This is a genomic window from Agromyces tropicus (genome assembly GCF_039531345.1).
Lineage (GTDB): Bacteria > Actinomycetota > Actinomycetes > Actinomycetales > Microbacteriaceae > Agromyces > Agromyces tropicus.
In genome coordinates this window covers 863,153-878,069 of sequence record NZ_BAAAPW010000002.1, presented here as the reverse complement: position 1 = coordinate 878,069, position 14,917 = coordinate 863,153, and the positions used below count along the sequence as shown (strand labels likewise).

Here is a 14,917-nt window from a genome sequence, read left to right as displayed (position 1 = left end):
CCCGATCCGCTCAGGGATAACCCGCCCGTCGCGGGCGGAACCGGGCCGACGGAATAGCGCCTCGCGCCCGTCGGTTGGAGGTGTGGATGTCACTCTCGCCACGCCTCTCGGTCCTCGATCTCGTGCCCGTGCGGAGCGGCCAGTCCTCGTCGGAGGCGCTCACGGCATCCGTCGCCCTGGCGCAGGTCGCGGACCGGCTCGGCTTCACCCGCTACTGGTTCGCCGAGCACCACAACATGCCCTCCGTCGCCTCGACGACGCCGCCGGTGCTCGTCGCGTCGATCGCGGCCCGCACGGAGCGGATCCGCGTGGGGTCGGGCGGCGTCATGCTGCCGAACCACGCGCCGCTCGTCGTCGCCGAGCAGTTCGCCGCCCTCGAGGCGCTCGCGCCGGGCCGCATCGACCTCGGCATCGGGCGCGCGCCCGGCAGCGACCCGGTGATCACGCAGCTCCTGCGCATCTCGGGGCCGACGGCCGAGGTCGATCGGTTCCCGGACCACGTCGCCGACATCCTGAGCCTGCTCTCCCCCGACGGGGCGACGCTGCGCCTGACGAGCGGACGCGAGTACCCGATCCAGGCCACGCCGGCCGCCACCGCCGTGCCGGAGCTGTGGCTGCTCGGGTCGAGCGACTACTCGGCGCGCCTGGCCGCCGAGCTGGGACTGCCGTACGTGTTCGCGAACCACTTCTCGGGCGAGGGTCTCGAGCAGGCGCTGGAGCTCTACCGGTCGGGGTATCGCCCGAGCGAGCGGCATCCCGTGCCGCAGACGATCCTGACGCTCAACGCCGCGGTGGCCGAGACCGCCGAGGAGGCGGAGGCTCGCGCCCTCCCGCAGCTGCGGGCGATGGCGCGCCTGCGGCTGAGCCGGCCGATGCGCCCGCTCGAGACGGTCGAGGAGGCGCTTGCCGCACCGCGGGACTCGGACGCCGACGAGGTCATCGCGCGCATGCGATCGCGCTGGGTGATCGACGAGCCGGATGCCGCGGCCGCCGCCGTGCGCGCGCTGGCCGAGCGCCACGCCATCGACGAGGTCATGCTCTCGCCGGTCGCCGGCGCACGAGTCGCCGAGGACGCGTCGAGGACGCCGGGTCGCGAGCGCACGCTCGAGCTGCTCGCGGACCGCCTCGCCGCCTGAGCGGGCCGGTGCCGGTCCCAGCGGACCGGCACGAGCCCCATAGGAACATCATCGGATCGACACAGGGTCCGCCTCGGCGCGTCCGGCTGGATGGGAACTCCCAACCACCGTTCGGAGCCTCATCGTGGACCAGACCCTCCTCATCGTCGCCGACCTCGTCGCCGTCGGCCTGCTCGTCTTCGCCCTCTACTTCCCCCGCCACCGACGCCGAGACCTCGTCGTCGCGTACCTGACCGTCAACGTCGGCGTGCTGGCCGTGTCGATCGTGCTCGGCTCGAGCACCATCGGCGCGGGCCTCGGGCTCGGCCTGTTCGGCGTGCTGTCGATCATCCGGCTGCGATCGAGCGAGATCGAGCAGCACGAGGTCGCGTACTACTTCGCTGCGCTCGCGCTCGGACTGCTCGGCGGCCTGGGCGGCGCGTTCGGCTGGCTCACCGTCGCGCTCATGGCCCTCGTGCTCGCGGTGCTCGCCGTCGGCGACCACCCCGCGCTGTTCCGCCGAGCGCGCCAGCAGGTGCTCGTGGTCGATCGTGCGATCGCCGACGAGCGCGAGCTGCGCGACCACGTCGGATCGCTGCTGGACGCGCGGGTGCGCTCGGTCCGCGTCGAGCGGCTCGACCTCGTGAACGACTCGACGACCGTGGTCGTGCGCTTCGATGCGCCTCGAGCGGATGCCGCCGAGCGGCGGCCGGACCGCGGGTCCGGGATCACGGCCGCGACCGCCCCGCTCCCGGTCGGCCCGCGCCCGGAGCCCGTGCCCTTCACCGGCGCGGCGCGCGTCGAGTTCGACGGGGCCGCACGGTGACCGGCCGGCACGCGGCATCCGTCGCGCCCTCCCCGCTCCGCACGCTCGACGGGCTCGCGACGGTCGACCTCGAGGGGCTGAACGCCGAGGCCGCACTGCAGACCCGCGTCGACCGCAAGTACATGCTGCCGGTCGCGGCGCTGCCGGCGCTGCTCGAGCGCCTCCCCGACGGGACCCTCGTGCTCGACGTCGACGGCTGCCGGGCGAGCGCCTACCAGTCGGTGTACTTCGACACGCCGGAGCTCACGAGCTTCCACCTCGCGGCCCACGACCGGCGCCGCCGGTTCAAGATCCGCACGCGCTGCTACGTCGACACCGAGGCCAGCTTCCTCGAGGTGAAGACGCGGGGCGGCCGGGCGCTCACGGTGAAGGAGCGCATCGCCGTCGATCCGGCCGCCGCCGACACCCTGACCGGAGACGCCCGCGCCTACGCCGACCACGTGCTCGCGGAGTCGGGCGTCGGCGACCTCGGGCCCGCGCGGCTCGATCCGGTGCTCACGACCTCGTACCGTCGCACGACGCTGCTCCTGCCCGCCGCGCCGGGGCGGCCGGCGAGCCGGGCGACCATCGACGTCGACCTGGCCTGGACCGACCGCGGGGTCGACGGGCACTTCGGCCGCACGCTGCGCACGCCGTCGTCGGCGATCGTCGAGACGAAGTCGGGCGCGCAGGCCGGCGCGGTCGATCGGGTGCTGTGGGAGGCCGGGCACCGCCCGATGCGCGTCTCGAAGTACGCCACCGGCCTGGCCGCCATCCGCCCGGGCCTGCCCGCGAACCGCTGGACGCGCGTGCTCGACCGGCACTTCCGCACCGCGGTGGCCGAACCCGCCACCTGACCGCGGGCCCGACCGCGGCCGGCCCGGAGCGTCCGACCGCACCCGACCGACCTCGACCGACCCCGACCGCTCGGCCGAACCCATCCGACCGAACCCATCCGACCATCCGACCATCCGATCCGACCGATCCCTCCGAGAGGACCGCACCCATGAACGCCTTCCGCTTCCACCGCTCCACCGGCGCCGACCGCGACCCCGCCGCCGCGGGCAGCCGACGCCGGCCCTGGCTCGCCGCCGCCCGCGTCGCGCCCGTCGTCCTCGCCGGCACCCTCGTGTTCGCCGGCTGCACGGCGACGACCACGGCCGCCGGCGAGGACTCCGGCACCACCGATTCGACCGTGTCGCTCGCGGCCTCCGCATCCGTCGACCCCGGGGTGACCGCCGCCGAGGCCATGGCCGCGAACGAGGACCCGCCCGGCGAGGACGGCGACGACACCTGGGACGCCGCCTCCGAGGTCGCCGTCGAGCTCGACGGCTCGTCGGCGACGGTGGCTGCCGACGCCGAGGGCGTCTCGGTCGACGGCGACACCGTCACGATCACGGCGGCGGGCACCTACCGGCTGAGCGGCGACCTGGCCGGCCAGGTCGTGGTCGACACCGCCGACGAGGGTCTCGTGCGGCTCGTGCTCGACGGCGCCTCGATCACGAGCGACGCGTCGGCGGCGATCGCCGTGACGAGCGCCGACCGCGTGCAGGTGGTCCTCGCCGACGGCAGCGAGAACTCGCTCGCCGACACGTCGTCGTACGCGGACGACGCCGACGTGAACGCGGCCCTGTTCAGCTCGGCCGACCTCGAGATCGCCGGCTCCGGCGCCCTCACCGTCACGGGCAGCGGCAACGACGGCATCACCTCGAAGGACGGCCTGCTCGTCTCCGGCGGCGACATCACGGTCGACGCCGTCGACGACGGCGTCCGTGGCAAGGACGAGGTCATGGTCGCCGGCGGCACGCTCACCGTGACGGCCGGCGGCGACGGGCTGAAGGCCGACGACGACGAGGATGCCGACCGCGGCTACGTCGCGATCGCCGGCGGCACGGTGACGATCGACGCCGGCGGCGACGGCATCGACGCGGCGACCGACGTCGTCGTCTGGGGCGGCGCGCTCGACGTCACCTCGGGCGGCGGCGCGGGCTCGCCGGTCGCCGCCGACACGTCGGCGAAGGGCGTGAAGGGCGCCGTCTCGGTCGTCATCGACGGCGGCGAGGTCGTGGTCGACGCGGCCGACGACGCGCTGCACACCGACAACACGGCCCACGTGGCCGACGGCGAGCTCACGCTCGCGAGCGGCGACGACGCGGTGCACGCCGGCGTCGCGCTCACCGTCTCGGGCGGCACCCTCGAGGTGACCGGCTCGTACGAGGGCCTCGAGGCCGACGCGATCGCGATCGCAGGCGGCACTCTGCGGGTCCGCGCATCGGACGACGGCGTGAACGCGGGCAGCACGCTCGAGCTCGGCGGCGGCGAGCTCGAGGTCGACGCCGACGGCGACGGCATCGACGTCAACGGCAGCATCTCGATGAGCGGCGGCACCGTCGTCGTGCAGGGCCCGACCGAGCAGAACAACGGCGCCATCGACTACGACGCGCAGTTCGACATCACGGGCGGCTCGATCGTCGCAGTCGGCTCGAACGGCATGGCCATGGCGCCGAGCGCGGATGCCGCGCAGGCCTCGGTGCTCGTCGCCTTCTCGTCGACCGTCCCGTCCGGCACCGACCTCCAGCTGGTGGCGTCGGACGGCACGGTGGTCGCGAGCATCACGACCGCGAAGTCCGCCGGCAGCCTGGCCGTCTCCACGTCCGAGCTGGTGAACGGCGAGACGTACACGGTCACCGCCGGCGGCACGACGCTGGGCTCCGCCGTGGCGGGCGAGCAGGTGTCGGCCATGGGTCCGGGCGGCGGCATGGGCGGCCCCGGCGGCGGCGCCCCGGCGCCGCGGGGCTGAGCCGCGGAGGCGCGGGTCAGGCGCGGTTCGCGTGCACCCGCGCCTCCCACGGACCGAGCGGGGCGTCGAAGGGCGCCGGGGCGTCGGGCAGCGTGTTCGTGAGCAGCGGCATCCCCTCGCGCCACCGCTCGGTCACGTCGTCGGCGAAGACCGGGTCGTGCTCGACGGACGCGAGGTTCACCGTCACCAGCAGCCGATCGCCGTCGAGTTCCCGCTCGTACGCGAAGATCGCCGGGTGGCCGGCCTCGACGCGCGCGAAGGATCCGTGCGCCACGACCGGCCGGTCGTGGCGGAGCCCGATGAGCGCCCGCGTGTACTCGAAGACCGAGCCCGGGTCCCCGACCTGCGCCGCCGCGTTGATCCGGTCGTGGTTCGGGTTCACCGCGAGCCACGGAAGACCCTCGGTGAAGCCCGCGTTCGGCGTGGCATCCCACTGCACCGGCGTCCGCGCGTGGTCGCGGCTCATGAGGCTCAGCCCGTACAGCGCGTCGGCGACCGCGGTGCCGCTCGCGACCTCGTCGGCATAGGCGTTCAGGGACTCGACGTCCCGGTACTCGTCGATCGCCGAGAACGGCGCGTTCGTCATGCCGAGCTCCTGGCCCTGGTACACGTACGGCGTGCCCCGCAGCAGGTGCAGCATCGTGGCGAGCGCCGTCGCCGACGAGTACCAGTGCTCGTCGGCGTCGCCGAAGCGGCTCACCGAGCGCGGCTGATCGTGGTTCTCGAGGTACAGGCTGTTCCAGCCGCGGTCGGCGAGGCCCTCCTGCCACCTCTCGAGCGACGCGGCCAGCTCCCCCGGCGCCAGCGGGCGCGGGTGGAACTTCGTGGCCCCGTGGTCGAGGCCGACGTGCTCGAACTGGAACACCATGTCGACCTCCCGCCGTTCGGGGTCGGTGAAGCGCAGCGCCTCCTCGAGCGTCACGCCGGGCGTCTCCCCGACGGTGATGAGGCCGTCGCGGCCGTCGAACACCTCGCGGTGCATCTCCTGGAGGAACTCGTGCAGCCGGGGGCCGCTCGTGTACGCGGCGCCGCCGTCGCCGTAGCGGCGCCCGGACCGGACGGGCCCGTCGGGCAGGTGCGGATGCTTCGAGATGAGGTTGATCACGTCCATGCGGAACCCGTCGACGCCACGGTCGAGCCACCACCGCATCATGTCGTAGACGGCCTCGCGCACCTCGGGGTTCTCCCAGTTGAGGTCGGGCTGCTTCACGTCGAACAGGTGCAGGTAGTACTCGCCGGACGCCTCGTCCCACGCCCACGTCGACCCGGAGAAGAACGACTCCCAGTTCGTCGGCTCCGCGCCGGGCTCGCCGCCGTGCGTGCCCTCGCGCGGCGGTCGCCACCAGTACCAGTCCCGCTTGGGGTTCTCGCGACTCGACCGCGACTCGAGGAACCACGCATGCTCGTCGGAGGTGTGGTTCACCACCAGGTCCATCACGAGCTTCATGCCCCGCGCATGCAGTGCCGCGAGCAGGTCGTCGAGGTCGTCGAGCGTGCCGAACACGCGGTCGATGTCGCGGTAGTCGCTGATGTCGTACCCGTTGTCGGCGTGCGGCGACCGGTAGATCGGCGACAGCCACACGACGTCGACGCCGAGTCGTTCAAGGTGGTCCAGCCGCTGCAGGATGCCTCGCAGGTCGCCGACGCCGTCGCCGTCGGAGTCCTGGAAGCTGCGCGGATAGACCTGATAGACCACGGCGGACTTCCACCAGTCCGGGGCGGTCGACGGATGCCGGGGCTCGCGTTCGTTCGCCATGCCCCGATCCTCGCACGCGGACACGACGATGCCCCGGGCATCCGCCCGGGGCATCCGTTTCCTCGGCGACGAGCCGGCGACCGGCGTCGCCGGCTCAGGCCGCCAGTCCGAGGCGACGCAGGTCGTCGCCGGACGCGCGGTACTCGCCGCCGTCCGCGACGGTCGCCTCGCGCGGCACTCGGGCCGCGTTCTGCACGCGCGCGCCCGCGCCCACGGCCGCGTACGGGCCGACGACCGCGAAGCGGCCGACCACGGCGCCGCGCCCCACGCGCGCGTTCACGCCGACGGTCGCGTTCTCCGCGACGATCGCGTCCTGCTCGATCCACGCGCCGTGCGAGATGGTCGCGTTGCGCTGCACCTCGGCGCCGGGATCGACGTATGCGGTCGGATCGACGAACGCCGTGGCATCCACCTTCGCGGTCGTCGCCACGAGGCCGCGACCGTTCACGTGCTTGCGGTAGCGGCGCAGGATGCCGGCATCGTCTTCGAACTCGACGTAGCTGATGCCCACTCCGTCCTCCATTCCGTCCGGCCATAGGGGTGCCGGATACAGGTACAACATCCGGGCTGACCGGGGCATTCCCCAGCCTCCGCGCCGATCCTGTGCACGACCCGGGTTCTCCCTGATCCCGCGCTGGACGTGTCGCCCTAGCGTGTGGCGCGGGCGGCCGTCCCGGGCCGCTCCCCGCCGCCCCGTGCCTCCGCACCGGCGACGAGCCGACCACCGGAGCACCCGCCATGTCCACCTACCTGCTCTGCGCGACCCCCGTCCACGGGCATGTGGCCCCCACCGTCGCGGTCGCCGGCGCGCTCAGCGCACGCGGGCACGCGGTCACCGTCCTCACCGGCTCCCGGTTCCGTGACGCCGTGCAGGCCGTCGGCGCCGTCCACCGCCCCCTCGACGGGCTCGCCGACTACGACGATCGCGACCTCGGCGCGTTCCTGCCGGACCGCGATGCGCATCGCGGGGTCGACCGGTTCCAGTACGACCTGCAGGGGATCTTCATCCGCCCGGTCCCGGACCAGGCGCGCGCCGTGGCCCGGCTCGTCGACGAGCTGCGTCCCGACGCGATCCTCGCCGAGGCGGGCTTCGCCGGCGTGCTCCCGCTGCTGCTCGGCGACCCGGTCGCCCGGCCGCCCGTGCTCGCCCTCGGCGTGATCCCGCTCAGCCGATCGAGCGTCGACGTCGCGCCGTACGGGCTCGGCCTGCGCCCCACGCGGGGCGCGCTCGGCCGCCTGCGCAACCGCACGCTCAACGCGCTCTTCCAGCGCGTGCTGTTCCGCCGCACGCAGCGACTCGCGGTCGACGTGCTCGCGTCGATCGGCAGCGCACCCCTCACCGACTTCGTGCTCGACACCTCGCGTCGCTTCGACCGGTTCCTGCAGCTCTCGCCGGCCGAGTTCGAGTACGCGCGCAGCGACCTCGGCGACGACGTGCGCTTCGCCGGGGCCGTGCTCCCCGTGCTGCCCGACGCGGACCCGCTGCCGCCCTGGTGGGACGAGCTCGACGGCAGCCGTCCGGTGGTGCACGTGAGCCAGGGCACGGTCGACCACCTCGACTTCGGCCGGCTGGTCCGCCCGACGCTCGACGCCCTCGCCGGCCGCGACGTGCTCGTCGTCGTCGCCACCGGCGGGCGCCCGGTCCACGAGCTCGGCGAGCTTCCGCCGAACGCGCGCGCCGCCGAGTTCCTGCCGTACGACCGGCTCTTCCCGCGCACCGACGTCTTCGTCACGAACGCGGGCTTCGGCGGCGTCCAGTTCGCCCTGAGCCACGGCGTGCCGATGGTCGCCGCGGGCGACACGGAGGACAAGCCCGAGGTGTCGATGCGGGTGCAGGTCTGCGGCGCCGGACTCGCGCTCCGCTCGGGCGCGCCGCGTCCGCGGACGATCCGGCGCGCCGTCGACCGGGTGCTCTCGGACGCCGTCTTCCGCGAGCGCGCCGCCGAGCTCGCCTCGCGGGTGGCCGGCTACGACACCTTCGGCATCATCGAGGAGGAGCTCGAGGCGGCCGTGGCCGCACGCCGCGGGTCCCCGCGGCTCGCGGCGTGAGGCCGGTGGGGCCCGCAGGACGGCGCGGTGCGCGGAGACGACGACGCCCGCGGCATCCGCCCGATCCTCCGGGGGATGCCGCGGGCGCGGCGTCTCGGCGGCGTCAGCCGTCGGTGCGGGTCTCCGTGATCTCGACGTAGAAGACGAGCGTCTGGCCGCCGAGGCCGTTCGAGCTCTCCTCCTCGCCGTATCCGAGGGCCGGCGGGATCGTCACGAGCAGCTTGGTGCCGACCGGCTGGCCCACCAGCGCGGCGCCGAAGCCGGGGATCACGCCCGAGATCGAGAACGGCACGGGCGCGTTGCCGAAGCTCTGGTCGAAGACCTCGCCGGTCTCCCACACGACGCCCTGGTAGTCCACGGTCACGACGTCGTCCTCGCCGACGATCTCGCCGTCGCCCTGCTCGAGCACCTTGACGAGCAGCTCGTCGGAGGGATCGGCGTCGGGGATCGTGATCGTCGGGGTGCCGTCGTCGGCGTACTCGACGGTCGGCACGTCCTGGCTCCACTGGCCGGGCGTCGGCAGCTCGACGAGCTCCTCGACGTCCGTCACGATCACGAGCGTCTCGCCGGGCTCGACGCCGATGCCGGCGTTGCCCTCGTCGCCGTAGATCGACTCGGCGGGAGCCACGGTCACGACCCGCGAGCCCAGGGGGACGCAGTCGGCACCGGCGCGGAAGCCGTCGTAGAGGGTGCCGTCCTCGAGCTCGAGCGTGGCCGGCTGCGAGAAGAGCTGCTCGCCCGTGCTGCCCGAGAACGCCGTCACCTGCGCGCTGACCTTGTCGCCGGGCGCGGTCAGCTCGCCGTCCCCCTCGTCCACGATCGTGCGCTGCAGCTCCTCGGCCTCGAGCGGCGCGTCGAACGCCGCGGTGGGCTCGCCGCCGAAGTCGCCCGACACCTCGATGGCGTCGCTCTGGTCGCCCGCCTCGACCTCGAAGCAGGCGGCCGCGGCATCCGTCGACGTCGGCTCGGGCGCGTCGCCGCCGCCGCCCGCGCAGCCGGCGAGGAGGAGGGCGGTCACGGATGCGAGGGCGATGGGCGCGCCACGACGCAGGGCACGATTCATGGGAGGGGTTCTCGTTTCGGATCGGGAAGACGTGAGCCACCAGTCTGCATGCCGCAGGTCTCGTTTCCCTGAGTCTTCTCGGATGGGCGGACCCGGGTGACAATATGCGAATGGGGGAACGCAACACGACACCGGATGTCGCCGCCGTCTTCGGCGACGCCTCGGAGGTCTTCGCCGAGCTCGACGAGGTGCTCTGGGAGCCGATCTCGCGGGCGACGGTGCTGCGGGCCGCGCCGCGGTTCGACGAGCGCGTGCTCGACGTGTGCTCGGGCGATGGCGCATCGGCGCTGCCGACCGCGGAGCTGGTGGGCCCCGGGGGGCTCGTCGACGCCGTCGACCGCTCCGAGCCGATGGCGGCGCTCATCCGCGAGCGGCCGGGCGGGCACATGCCGTGGCTGCGCGTGCACGTCGCCGACGCGAGCGAGTGGCCGTACACGGGCTACGACCTCGTGCAGTGCGTGCTCGGCGTGTTCTTCTTCGAGGACGTCGCGGCCGGGGTCGAGCACCTGGTGCAGTGCGCCCGGCCCGGCGGGCGGGTCGCGGTGACGGTGTGGGCGCACGGTGCGTTCGACCCGCTGCCCGAGGCGCTCGTCGCCGCGCTCGACGCCGACGAGGCCGCTCCGACGCTCGACGACGGGCCGGCGATGCCGGACGCCGAGACGGCCGGAAGCCTGGCGCACTGGATGGCCGCACGGGGGCTCGTCGACGTTCGCGCGGACCTCGTGCCGCGGCGCCTCGACCTCGACCCGGCGCTGGCGTGGCGGCTCGTCGTCGGGACCGGGATGCGCGCGCTCCTCGGCGACCTCGACGACGCCGCACTCGAGGCCGTGCGCGACCGCTACCTCGCCGAGCTCGCGGCGCGCGGCGTGACCTCGGTCGACGCCAGCACGCTCATCGCGGTCGGGCGACGACCCGACGCGCCCGCGGCCGAGCCGGTGGACTGAGTCCGCGGCACTACGCCGCGTCGCCCTCCGGCGCCGCGCCCGTCGCGACCGGCCGCTCGGGCCGGTTCGCCCACTGGCTGAACGACCCGGGGTACAAGGCGGCGTCGATGCCGGCGATCGCGAGCGCCGCGACCTCGTGCGCGGCGGTGACGCCCGACCCGCAGTAGGCGGCGACCGGGTGCGCGTCGTCGATGCCGAGCGCGGCGAAGCGCTCGCGCAGTTCGTCGGGCGACCGGAACCGTCCGTCGACGTCGAGGTTCTCCGCCGTCGGCGCCGAGACCGCGCCCGGGATGTGCCCGGCGCGCGGGTCGATGGGCTCGACCTCGCCCCGATACCGCTCGCCGGCCCGCGCGTCGAGCAGCACGCCCGCGTCGCCGGCGCCGAGCGCGTCGGCCTCGTCGAGGTCGACGACCGGCATCGCCCCGAACGCCGCGGTGGCGTCGCCGGGCTCGGGCTCGACGTCGCCCTCCTCGAGCGGCAGCCCAGCGGCGACCCAGGCCGCGAGTCCGCCGTCCAGCAGCCGCGCGTCGGCGAACCCCGCGTGGCGGAGCAGCCACCACGCGCGCGCCGCCGACATGCCGGAGGCGTCGTCGACGACGATCGCCGCGTCGCCGTCGCGCAGCCCCCAGCGCCGCATCGCCCGCGTGAAGGCGGCCTCGTCGGGCAGCGGATGGCGGCCCTCGCCCACGGCGCCGTGGTCGGCGAGCTCGCCGTCGAGGTCGACGTAGACCGCGGTGGGGATATGCCCGGCCCGGTATGCATCGCGCCCGTCCGGCCGGGCGAGGGTCCAGCGCACGTCGAGCACCACCGTCCGCGACGCGCCCGGCGCGGCGCCGCGCTCCGCGTCGAGGCGGGCGGCGAGGGCGTCGGCATCGATGAGGATCGGCATGCCCCCCATCCTCGCAGCCCGCCCGCGGGTCGACGGGGCGCGTCGGTAGACTGGCCGGACGGTCGGTGCGCTTCGGGGGGAGAACGGATGATCCTCTCCCTCGTCGCGTTCGCCGTGGTGGCCCTGATCACGCCGTTCGCCACGAGGCCGCTCGGCCGACGCGTCTTCCCGGTGATCGCGCTGGTGCCCACCGTCGTGTTCGCCTGGCTGCTGACGCTCGTGCCCGCGGTCGCGAACGGCGAGGTCGTCGTCGAGCGCCTCGAGTGGATCCCGACGCTCGACATCGCGCTGTCCTTCCGGCTCGACCCGCTCTCGCTCCTGCTCGCGCTCGTCGTCACCGGCGTCGGCGGGCTCGTGCTGCTCTACTGCACGTGGTACTTCCGCGACGACGAGCCCTCGCTCGACCGCTTCGCGGCGCTGCTGCTCGCCTTCTCCGGCGTCATGCTCGGCCTCGTCACCGCCGACGACGTGTACGTGATGTTCACGTTCTGGGAGGCCACGAGCGTGCTGTCGTACCTGCTCATCGGCCACACGGCGGGCCGGCGCGAGGCCCGCGGCGCCGCGCTCCAGGCGCTCACGGTGACGACGTTCGGCGGCCTCGCAATGCTCGTGGGGCTGGTGGTGCTCACGGTCGCGGGCGGCACGACCTCGCTGCACGAGCTCGTCACGCAGCCCGTGACCGGCGTCGCCGCCGAGGTCGGCGTCGCGCTCGTGCTCGTCGGCGCGATCTCCAAGAGCGCGCTCGTGCCGTTCCACTTCTGGCTCCCGGCCGCCATGGCGGCGCCGACGCCCGTCTCCGCCTACCTCCACGCGGCCGCGATGGTGAAGGCCGGCGTGTACCTGGTCGCGCTCCTCGCGCCCGGCTACGCCGACCTCGCGGTCTGGCCGCCGATCGTCATCGGGATCGGGGCGTTCACGATGCTGGTGGGCGGCTGGCGCGCGCTCCGGCAGACCGACCTCAAGCTGCTGCTCGCCTACGGCACCGTGAGCCAGCTGGGCTTCATGGTGCTCGTGATCGGGCAGGGCACGCGCGACGCCGCGCTCGCGGGCACCGTGCTGCTGCTCGCCCACGCGCTCTTCAAGGCGCCGCTGTTCCTCACGGTCGGCATCGTCGACCATGCCGCGGGCACGCGCGACAAGCGGAAGCTGTCGGGCCTCGGCCGGCGGATGCCGTGGCTCGCCGCCTTCGCGACGCTCGCCGCCGCCTCGATGGCCGGCCTGCCGCCCCTGCTCGGGTTCGTCGCCAAGGAGGCGGTGTTCACCGCGCAGTTCGAGGGCGGCGCCGAGGGCGACGCGTGGGCATGGGTCGGCCTGACCGCCGTGGTCGTCGGGTCGATCTTCACCTTCGCCTACAGCGCGCGGTTCGTCTGGGGCGCCTTCGGCTCCCGTCGCGAGGCCGAGCCGACGCCGCTGCATCGCGAGCCGGCGCTGATGACCGCCGTCCCGGCCGTGCTCGCGGTCACCTCCCTCGTCGCGGCGTTCGCGACGTCGCTCATCGAGCCGCTCCTCGACGCGTACGCCGCGACGCTGCCCGGTCCGACGGCGTACCACCTCGCCCTCTGGCACGGACTCGAACCGGCCCTGGCGATCTCCGCCCTGATCATCGGGGTCGGTTCGCTCCTCGTGTGGCAGCGCGAGTCGGTCGCCCGGCTCCAGGCCGCGGTCCCGGACGCCGTCGACGCGGGTCGCGGCTACCTCCGCATCGTGAGCGCGATCGATCGCGGCGCGGCCCGGCTCACGACGTTCATCCAGTCCGGCGGCCTCCCCGGCTACCTGGCCGTCATCGTCGCCGTGTTCGTGCTCGGGCTCGGCGGGTCGGCGGCGCTCAACGGCACCTGGCCGGGGGGCATCCGCCTCGCCGACGGGCCGGCCCAGCCCTTCGTGGCGGTCGTCATGGTCGCGGCGGCGTCCGCGGCCGTCGTCGTGCGGCAGCGGCTGACGGCGGTGCTCCTCGTCGGCGCCACCGGATACGGGATGGTCCTGCTGTTCGGCGTGTCGGGCGCGCCCGACCTGGCGCTCACGCAGGCGCTCGTCGAGACGCTCACGATCGTCGTGGTCGTGCTCGTGCTGCGCCGCCTGCCACGGCGCATCACCGTGCGCCGGGCGGTGGTCCGCACGCCCGTCCGCATCGCGCTCGGCGCCCTCGCGGGCGTCGTCATGGCGGTCGTCGGCGTCGTCGCGCTCGGCGCCCGCGTGCAGCCCTCGGTCGCCGAGGGAATCCCGGCGCTCGCGGAGGAGGCGCACGCGAAGAACCTCGTGAACGCCCTGCTCGTCGACCTCCGCGCCTGGGACACGCTCGGCGAGATCTCGGTCCTCGTCGCGGTCGCGACGGGCGTCGCGAGCCTCATCTTCGTCTCCGGCCGCCAGGGCGGCGCACCGCGGCTCGAGGACGTCGGGCGCCGCAGCCGGCTGCGGCCGGTGCCCGAGCAGGCCGACAGCATCCGCGCCGCTCGGCGCCGGCTCGCCGACGTGGAGGGCGAGACGGATGCCGCGGCCGAGGCCGCGGCGACCCGCCAGACATGGCTGCTCGCCGGGCGCACGCTGTCGCCGCGCAACCGGTCGATCCTGCTCGAGGTGCTCGTGCGGCTGCTCTTCCACCCCGCGATCGTGGTGTCGGTGTTCCTGCTCTTCGTCGGGCACAACGCGCCCGGCGGGGGCTTCGCGGGCGGGCTCGTGGCCGGGCTCGCCCTCGTGGCCCGCTACCTCGCGGGCGGGCGGTACGAGCTCGGCGAGGCCGCCCCCGTCGATGCGGGGCTGCTGCTCGGCACGGGCCTGTTCGTGGCCGCCGGCACCGCGGCATCCTCGCTCCTCGTCGGCCTGACGGTGTTCGAGTCGTCCTGGTTCGAGACCGAGGTGCCCGTGCTCGGCACCCTCTCGATCGGCACGTCGACGCTGTTCGACATCGGCGTCTACCTGGTCGTCGTCGGCCTCGTGCTCGACATCCTGCGCACGCTCGGGGCCGAGATCGACCGCCAAATCGACGAGGCCGGCCCCGACGCGGTGCCCGCGGACCCCGCGGAGGCCCTCCGATGACCGCCTCGCTGACCCTCGTGATCGTCGCCGCCGTGCTCTTCGGCACCGGCATCACGGTCATGCTCGAGCGGAGCCTCACGCGCGTGCTCATCGGGTTCCTGCTCGTCGGCAACGGCGTCAACCTGTTCCTGTTCGTCATGGCCGGCGAGCCCGGGCTCGCGCCGATCCTGGGCGAGGGCGACGTGTCGGAGCTCTCCGACCCGCTGCCGCAGGCGTTCGTGCTGACGGCGATCGTCATCAACCTCGGCATCACCGCCTTCATGCTCGCGCTGATCTACCGGAGCTGGTGGCTCGCGCAGCTCGGCGAGCGCGGCGACCTGATCGGCGACGAGGAGGAGATCGTCGAGGACGCGGAGGAGACCGCCGACCTGTACCGCAGCTCCGAGGCCGACGACCTGGCCGTCCAGGAGGTCCTCGACGCGAGCGACGAGGACGGGGGCCGCCCGTGAACGACGCCCTCGTC

12 protein-coding genes are annotated in these 14,917 nt (G+C 74.2%); 8 read left to right on the top strand and 4 right to left on the bottom strand.

What is annotated here, in order from left to right; genetic code table 11:
* Positions 1 to 86: 86 nt before the first annotated feature.
* The 4 genes from ABD230_RS09945 to ABD230_RS09930 all read left to right on the top strand — a co-directional run bounded on the left by ABD230_RS09945 (position 87) and on the right by ABD230_RS09930 (position 4,720).
* Positions 87 to 1,136, top strand: coding sequence for an LLM class flavin-dependent oxidoreductase (locus tag ABD230_RS09945; RefSeq protein ID WP_344372565.1), 1,050 nt, complete (start codon positions 87 to 89; stop codon positions 1,134 to 1,136).
* A 124-nt stretch (positions 1,137 to 1,260) separates the two neighbouring features.
* Entirely contained in the window at positions 1,261 to 1,941 is a 681-nt protein-coding gene (locus ABD230_RS09940; protein ID WP_344372562.1) for a DUF4956 domain-containing protein, read from the top strand.
* Positions 1,938 to 2,777, top strand: coding sequence for a polyphosphate polymerase domain-containing protein (locus ABD230_RS09935; protein WP_344372559.1), 840 nt, complete (start codon positions 1,938 to 1,940; stop codon positions 2,775 to 2,777). Before ABD230_RS09940 ends, ABD230_RS09935 begins: the two co-directional genes overlap by 4 nt.
* 149 nt (positions 2,778 to 2,926) lie before the next feature.
* Positions 2,927 to 4,720 carry a carbohydrate-binding domain-containing protein gene (locus tag ABD230_RS09930; RefSeq protein WP_344372556.1) on the top strand — a complete coding sequence of 598 codons (1,794 nt, stop codon included), beginning with the start codon at positions 2,927 to 2,929 and terminating at the stop codon, positions 4,718 to 4,720.
* 16 nt (positions 4,721 to 4,736) lie between these two features.
* Here ABD230_RS09930 and ABD230_RS09925 read toward each other — a convergent pair whose 3' ends face one another.
* Both ABD230_RS09925 and ABD230_RS09920 read right to left on the bottom strand, forming a co-directional pair.
* On the bottom strand, positions 4,737 to 6,476 hold the full coding sequence (locus ABD230_RS09925; protein WP_344372553.1) for an alpha-glucosidase: 1,740 nt from the start codon (positions 6,474 to 6,476) through the stop codon (positions 4,737 to 4,739).
* Between the two features lie 94 nt (positions 6,477 to 6,570).
* Positions 6,571 to 6,999: a transferase gene (locus ABD230_RS09920; protein ID WP_344372550.1), complete on the bottom strand. Its 429-nt coding sequence runs from the start codon at positions 6,997 to 6,999 to the stop codon at positions 6,571 to 6,573.
* Between the two features lie 215 nt (positions 7,000 to 7,214).
* On the opposite strand from ABD230_RS09920, the gene ABD230_RS09915 reads away from it, so the two are divergent.
* Entirely contained in the window at positions 7,215 to 8,525 is a 1,311-nt protein-coding gene (locus ABD230_RS09915) for a glycosyltransferase (protein WP_344372548.1), read from the top strand.
* A gap of 103 nt (positions 8,526 to 8,628) precedes the next feature.
* Here ABD230_RS09915 and ABD230_RS09910 read toward each other — a convergent pair whose 3' ends face one another.
* The gene (locus tag ABD230_RS09910; RefSeq protein ID WP_344372545.1) at positions 8,629 to 9,588 is read right to left on the bottom strand and encodes an FKBP-type peptidyl-prolyl cis-trans isomerase; all 960 of its coding nucleotides are present in this window, start codon (positions 9,586 to 9,588) and stop codon (positions 8,629 to 8,631) included.
* A gap of 110 nt (positions 9,589 to 9,698) precedes the next feature.
* On the opposite strand from ABD230_RS09910, the gene ABD230_RS09905 reads away from it, so the two are divergent.
* Positions 9,699 to 10,532, top strand: coding sequence for a class I SAM-dependent methyltransferase (locus tag ABD230_RS09905; protein WP_344372542.1), 834 nt, complete (start codon positions 9,699 to 9,701; stop codon positions 10,530 to 10,532).
* Between the two features lie 10 nt (positions 10,533 to 10,542).
* On the opposite strand, the gene ABD230_RS09900 is transcribed toward ABD230_RS09905, so the two are convergent.
* Positions 10,543 to 11,421, bottom strand: coding sequence for a sulfurtransferase (locus ABD230_RS09900; RefSeq protein WP_344372539.1), 879 nt, complete (start codon positions 11,419 to 11,421; stop codon positions 10,543 to 10,545).
* A gap of 87 nt (positions 11,422 to 11,508) precedes the next feature.
* Here ABD230_RS09900 and ABD230_RS09895 point away from each other — a divergent pair, with 87 nt between their 5' ends.
* Positions 11,509 to 14,454 carry a Na+/H+ antiporter subunit A gene (locus ABD230_RS09895; protein ID WP_344372536.1) on the top strand — a complete coding sequence of 982 codons (2,946 nt, stop codon included), beginning with the start codon at positions 11,509 to 11,511 and terminating at the stop codon, positions 14,452 to 14,454.
* Positions 14,451 to 14,903: an NADH-quinone oxidoreductase subunit K gene (locus tag ABD230_RS09890; RefSeq protein WP_344372533.1), complete on the top strand. Its 453-nt coding sequence runs from the start codon at positions 14,451 to 14,453 to the stop codon at positions 14,901 to 14,903. Before ABD230_RS09895 ends, ABD230_RS09890 begins: the two co-directional genes overlap by 4 nt.
* Positions 14,904 to 14,917: the final 14 nt, after the last annotated feature.

Bases quoted from the DNA above. Each gene is read 5' to 3' on its own strand.
- ABD230_RS09945 (WP_344372565.1), top strand. From the start codon at position 87: ATGTCACTCTCGCCACGCCTCTCGGTCCTCGATCTCGTGCCCGTGCGG.
- ABD230_RS09930 (WP_344372556.1), top strand. From the start codon at position 2,927: ATGAACGCCTTCCGCTTCCACCGCTCCACCGGCGCCGACCGCGACCCC.
- ABD230_RS09925 (WP_344372553.1), bottom strand. From the start codon at position 6,476: ATGGCGAACGAACGCGAGCCCCGGCATCCGTCGACCGCCCCGGACTGG.
- ABD230_RS09920 (WP_344372550.1), bottom strand. From the start codon at position 6,999: ATGGAGGACGGAGTGGGCATCAGCTACGTCGAGTTCGAAGACGATGCC.
- ABD230_RS09915 (WP_344372548.1), top strand. From the start codon at position 7,215: ATGTCCACCTACCTGCTCTGCGCGACCCCCGTCCACGGGCATGTGGCC.
- ABD230_RS09910 (WP_344372545.1), bottom strand. From the start codon at position 9,588: ATGAATCGTGCCCTGCGTCGTGGCGCGCCCATCGCCCTCGCATCCGTG.
- ABD230_RS09905 (WP_344372542.1), top strand. From the start codon at position 9,699: ATGGGGGAACGCAACACGACACCGGATGTCGCCGCCGTCTTCGGCGAC.
- ABD230_RS09900 (WP_344372539.1), bottom strand. From the start codon at position 11,421: ATGCCGATCCTCATCGATGCCGACGCCCTCGCCGCCCGCCTCGACGCG.
- ABD230_RS09895 (WP_344372536.1), top strand. From the start codon at position 11,509: ATGATCCTCTCCCTCGTCGCGTTCGCCGTGGTGGCCCTGATCACGCCG.
- ABD230_RS09890 (WP_344372533.1), top strand. From the start codon at position 14,451: ATGACCGCCTCGCTGACCCTCGTGATCGTCGCCGCCGTGCTCTTCGGC.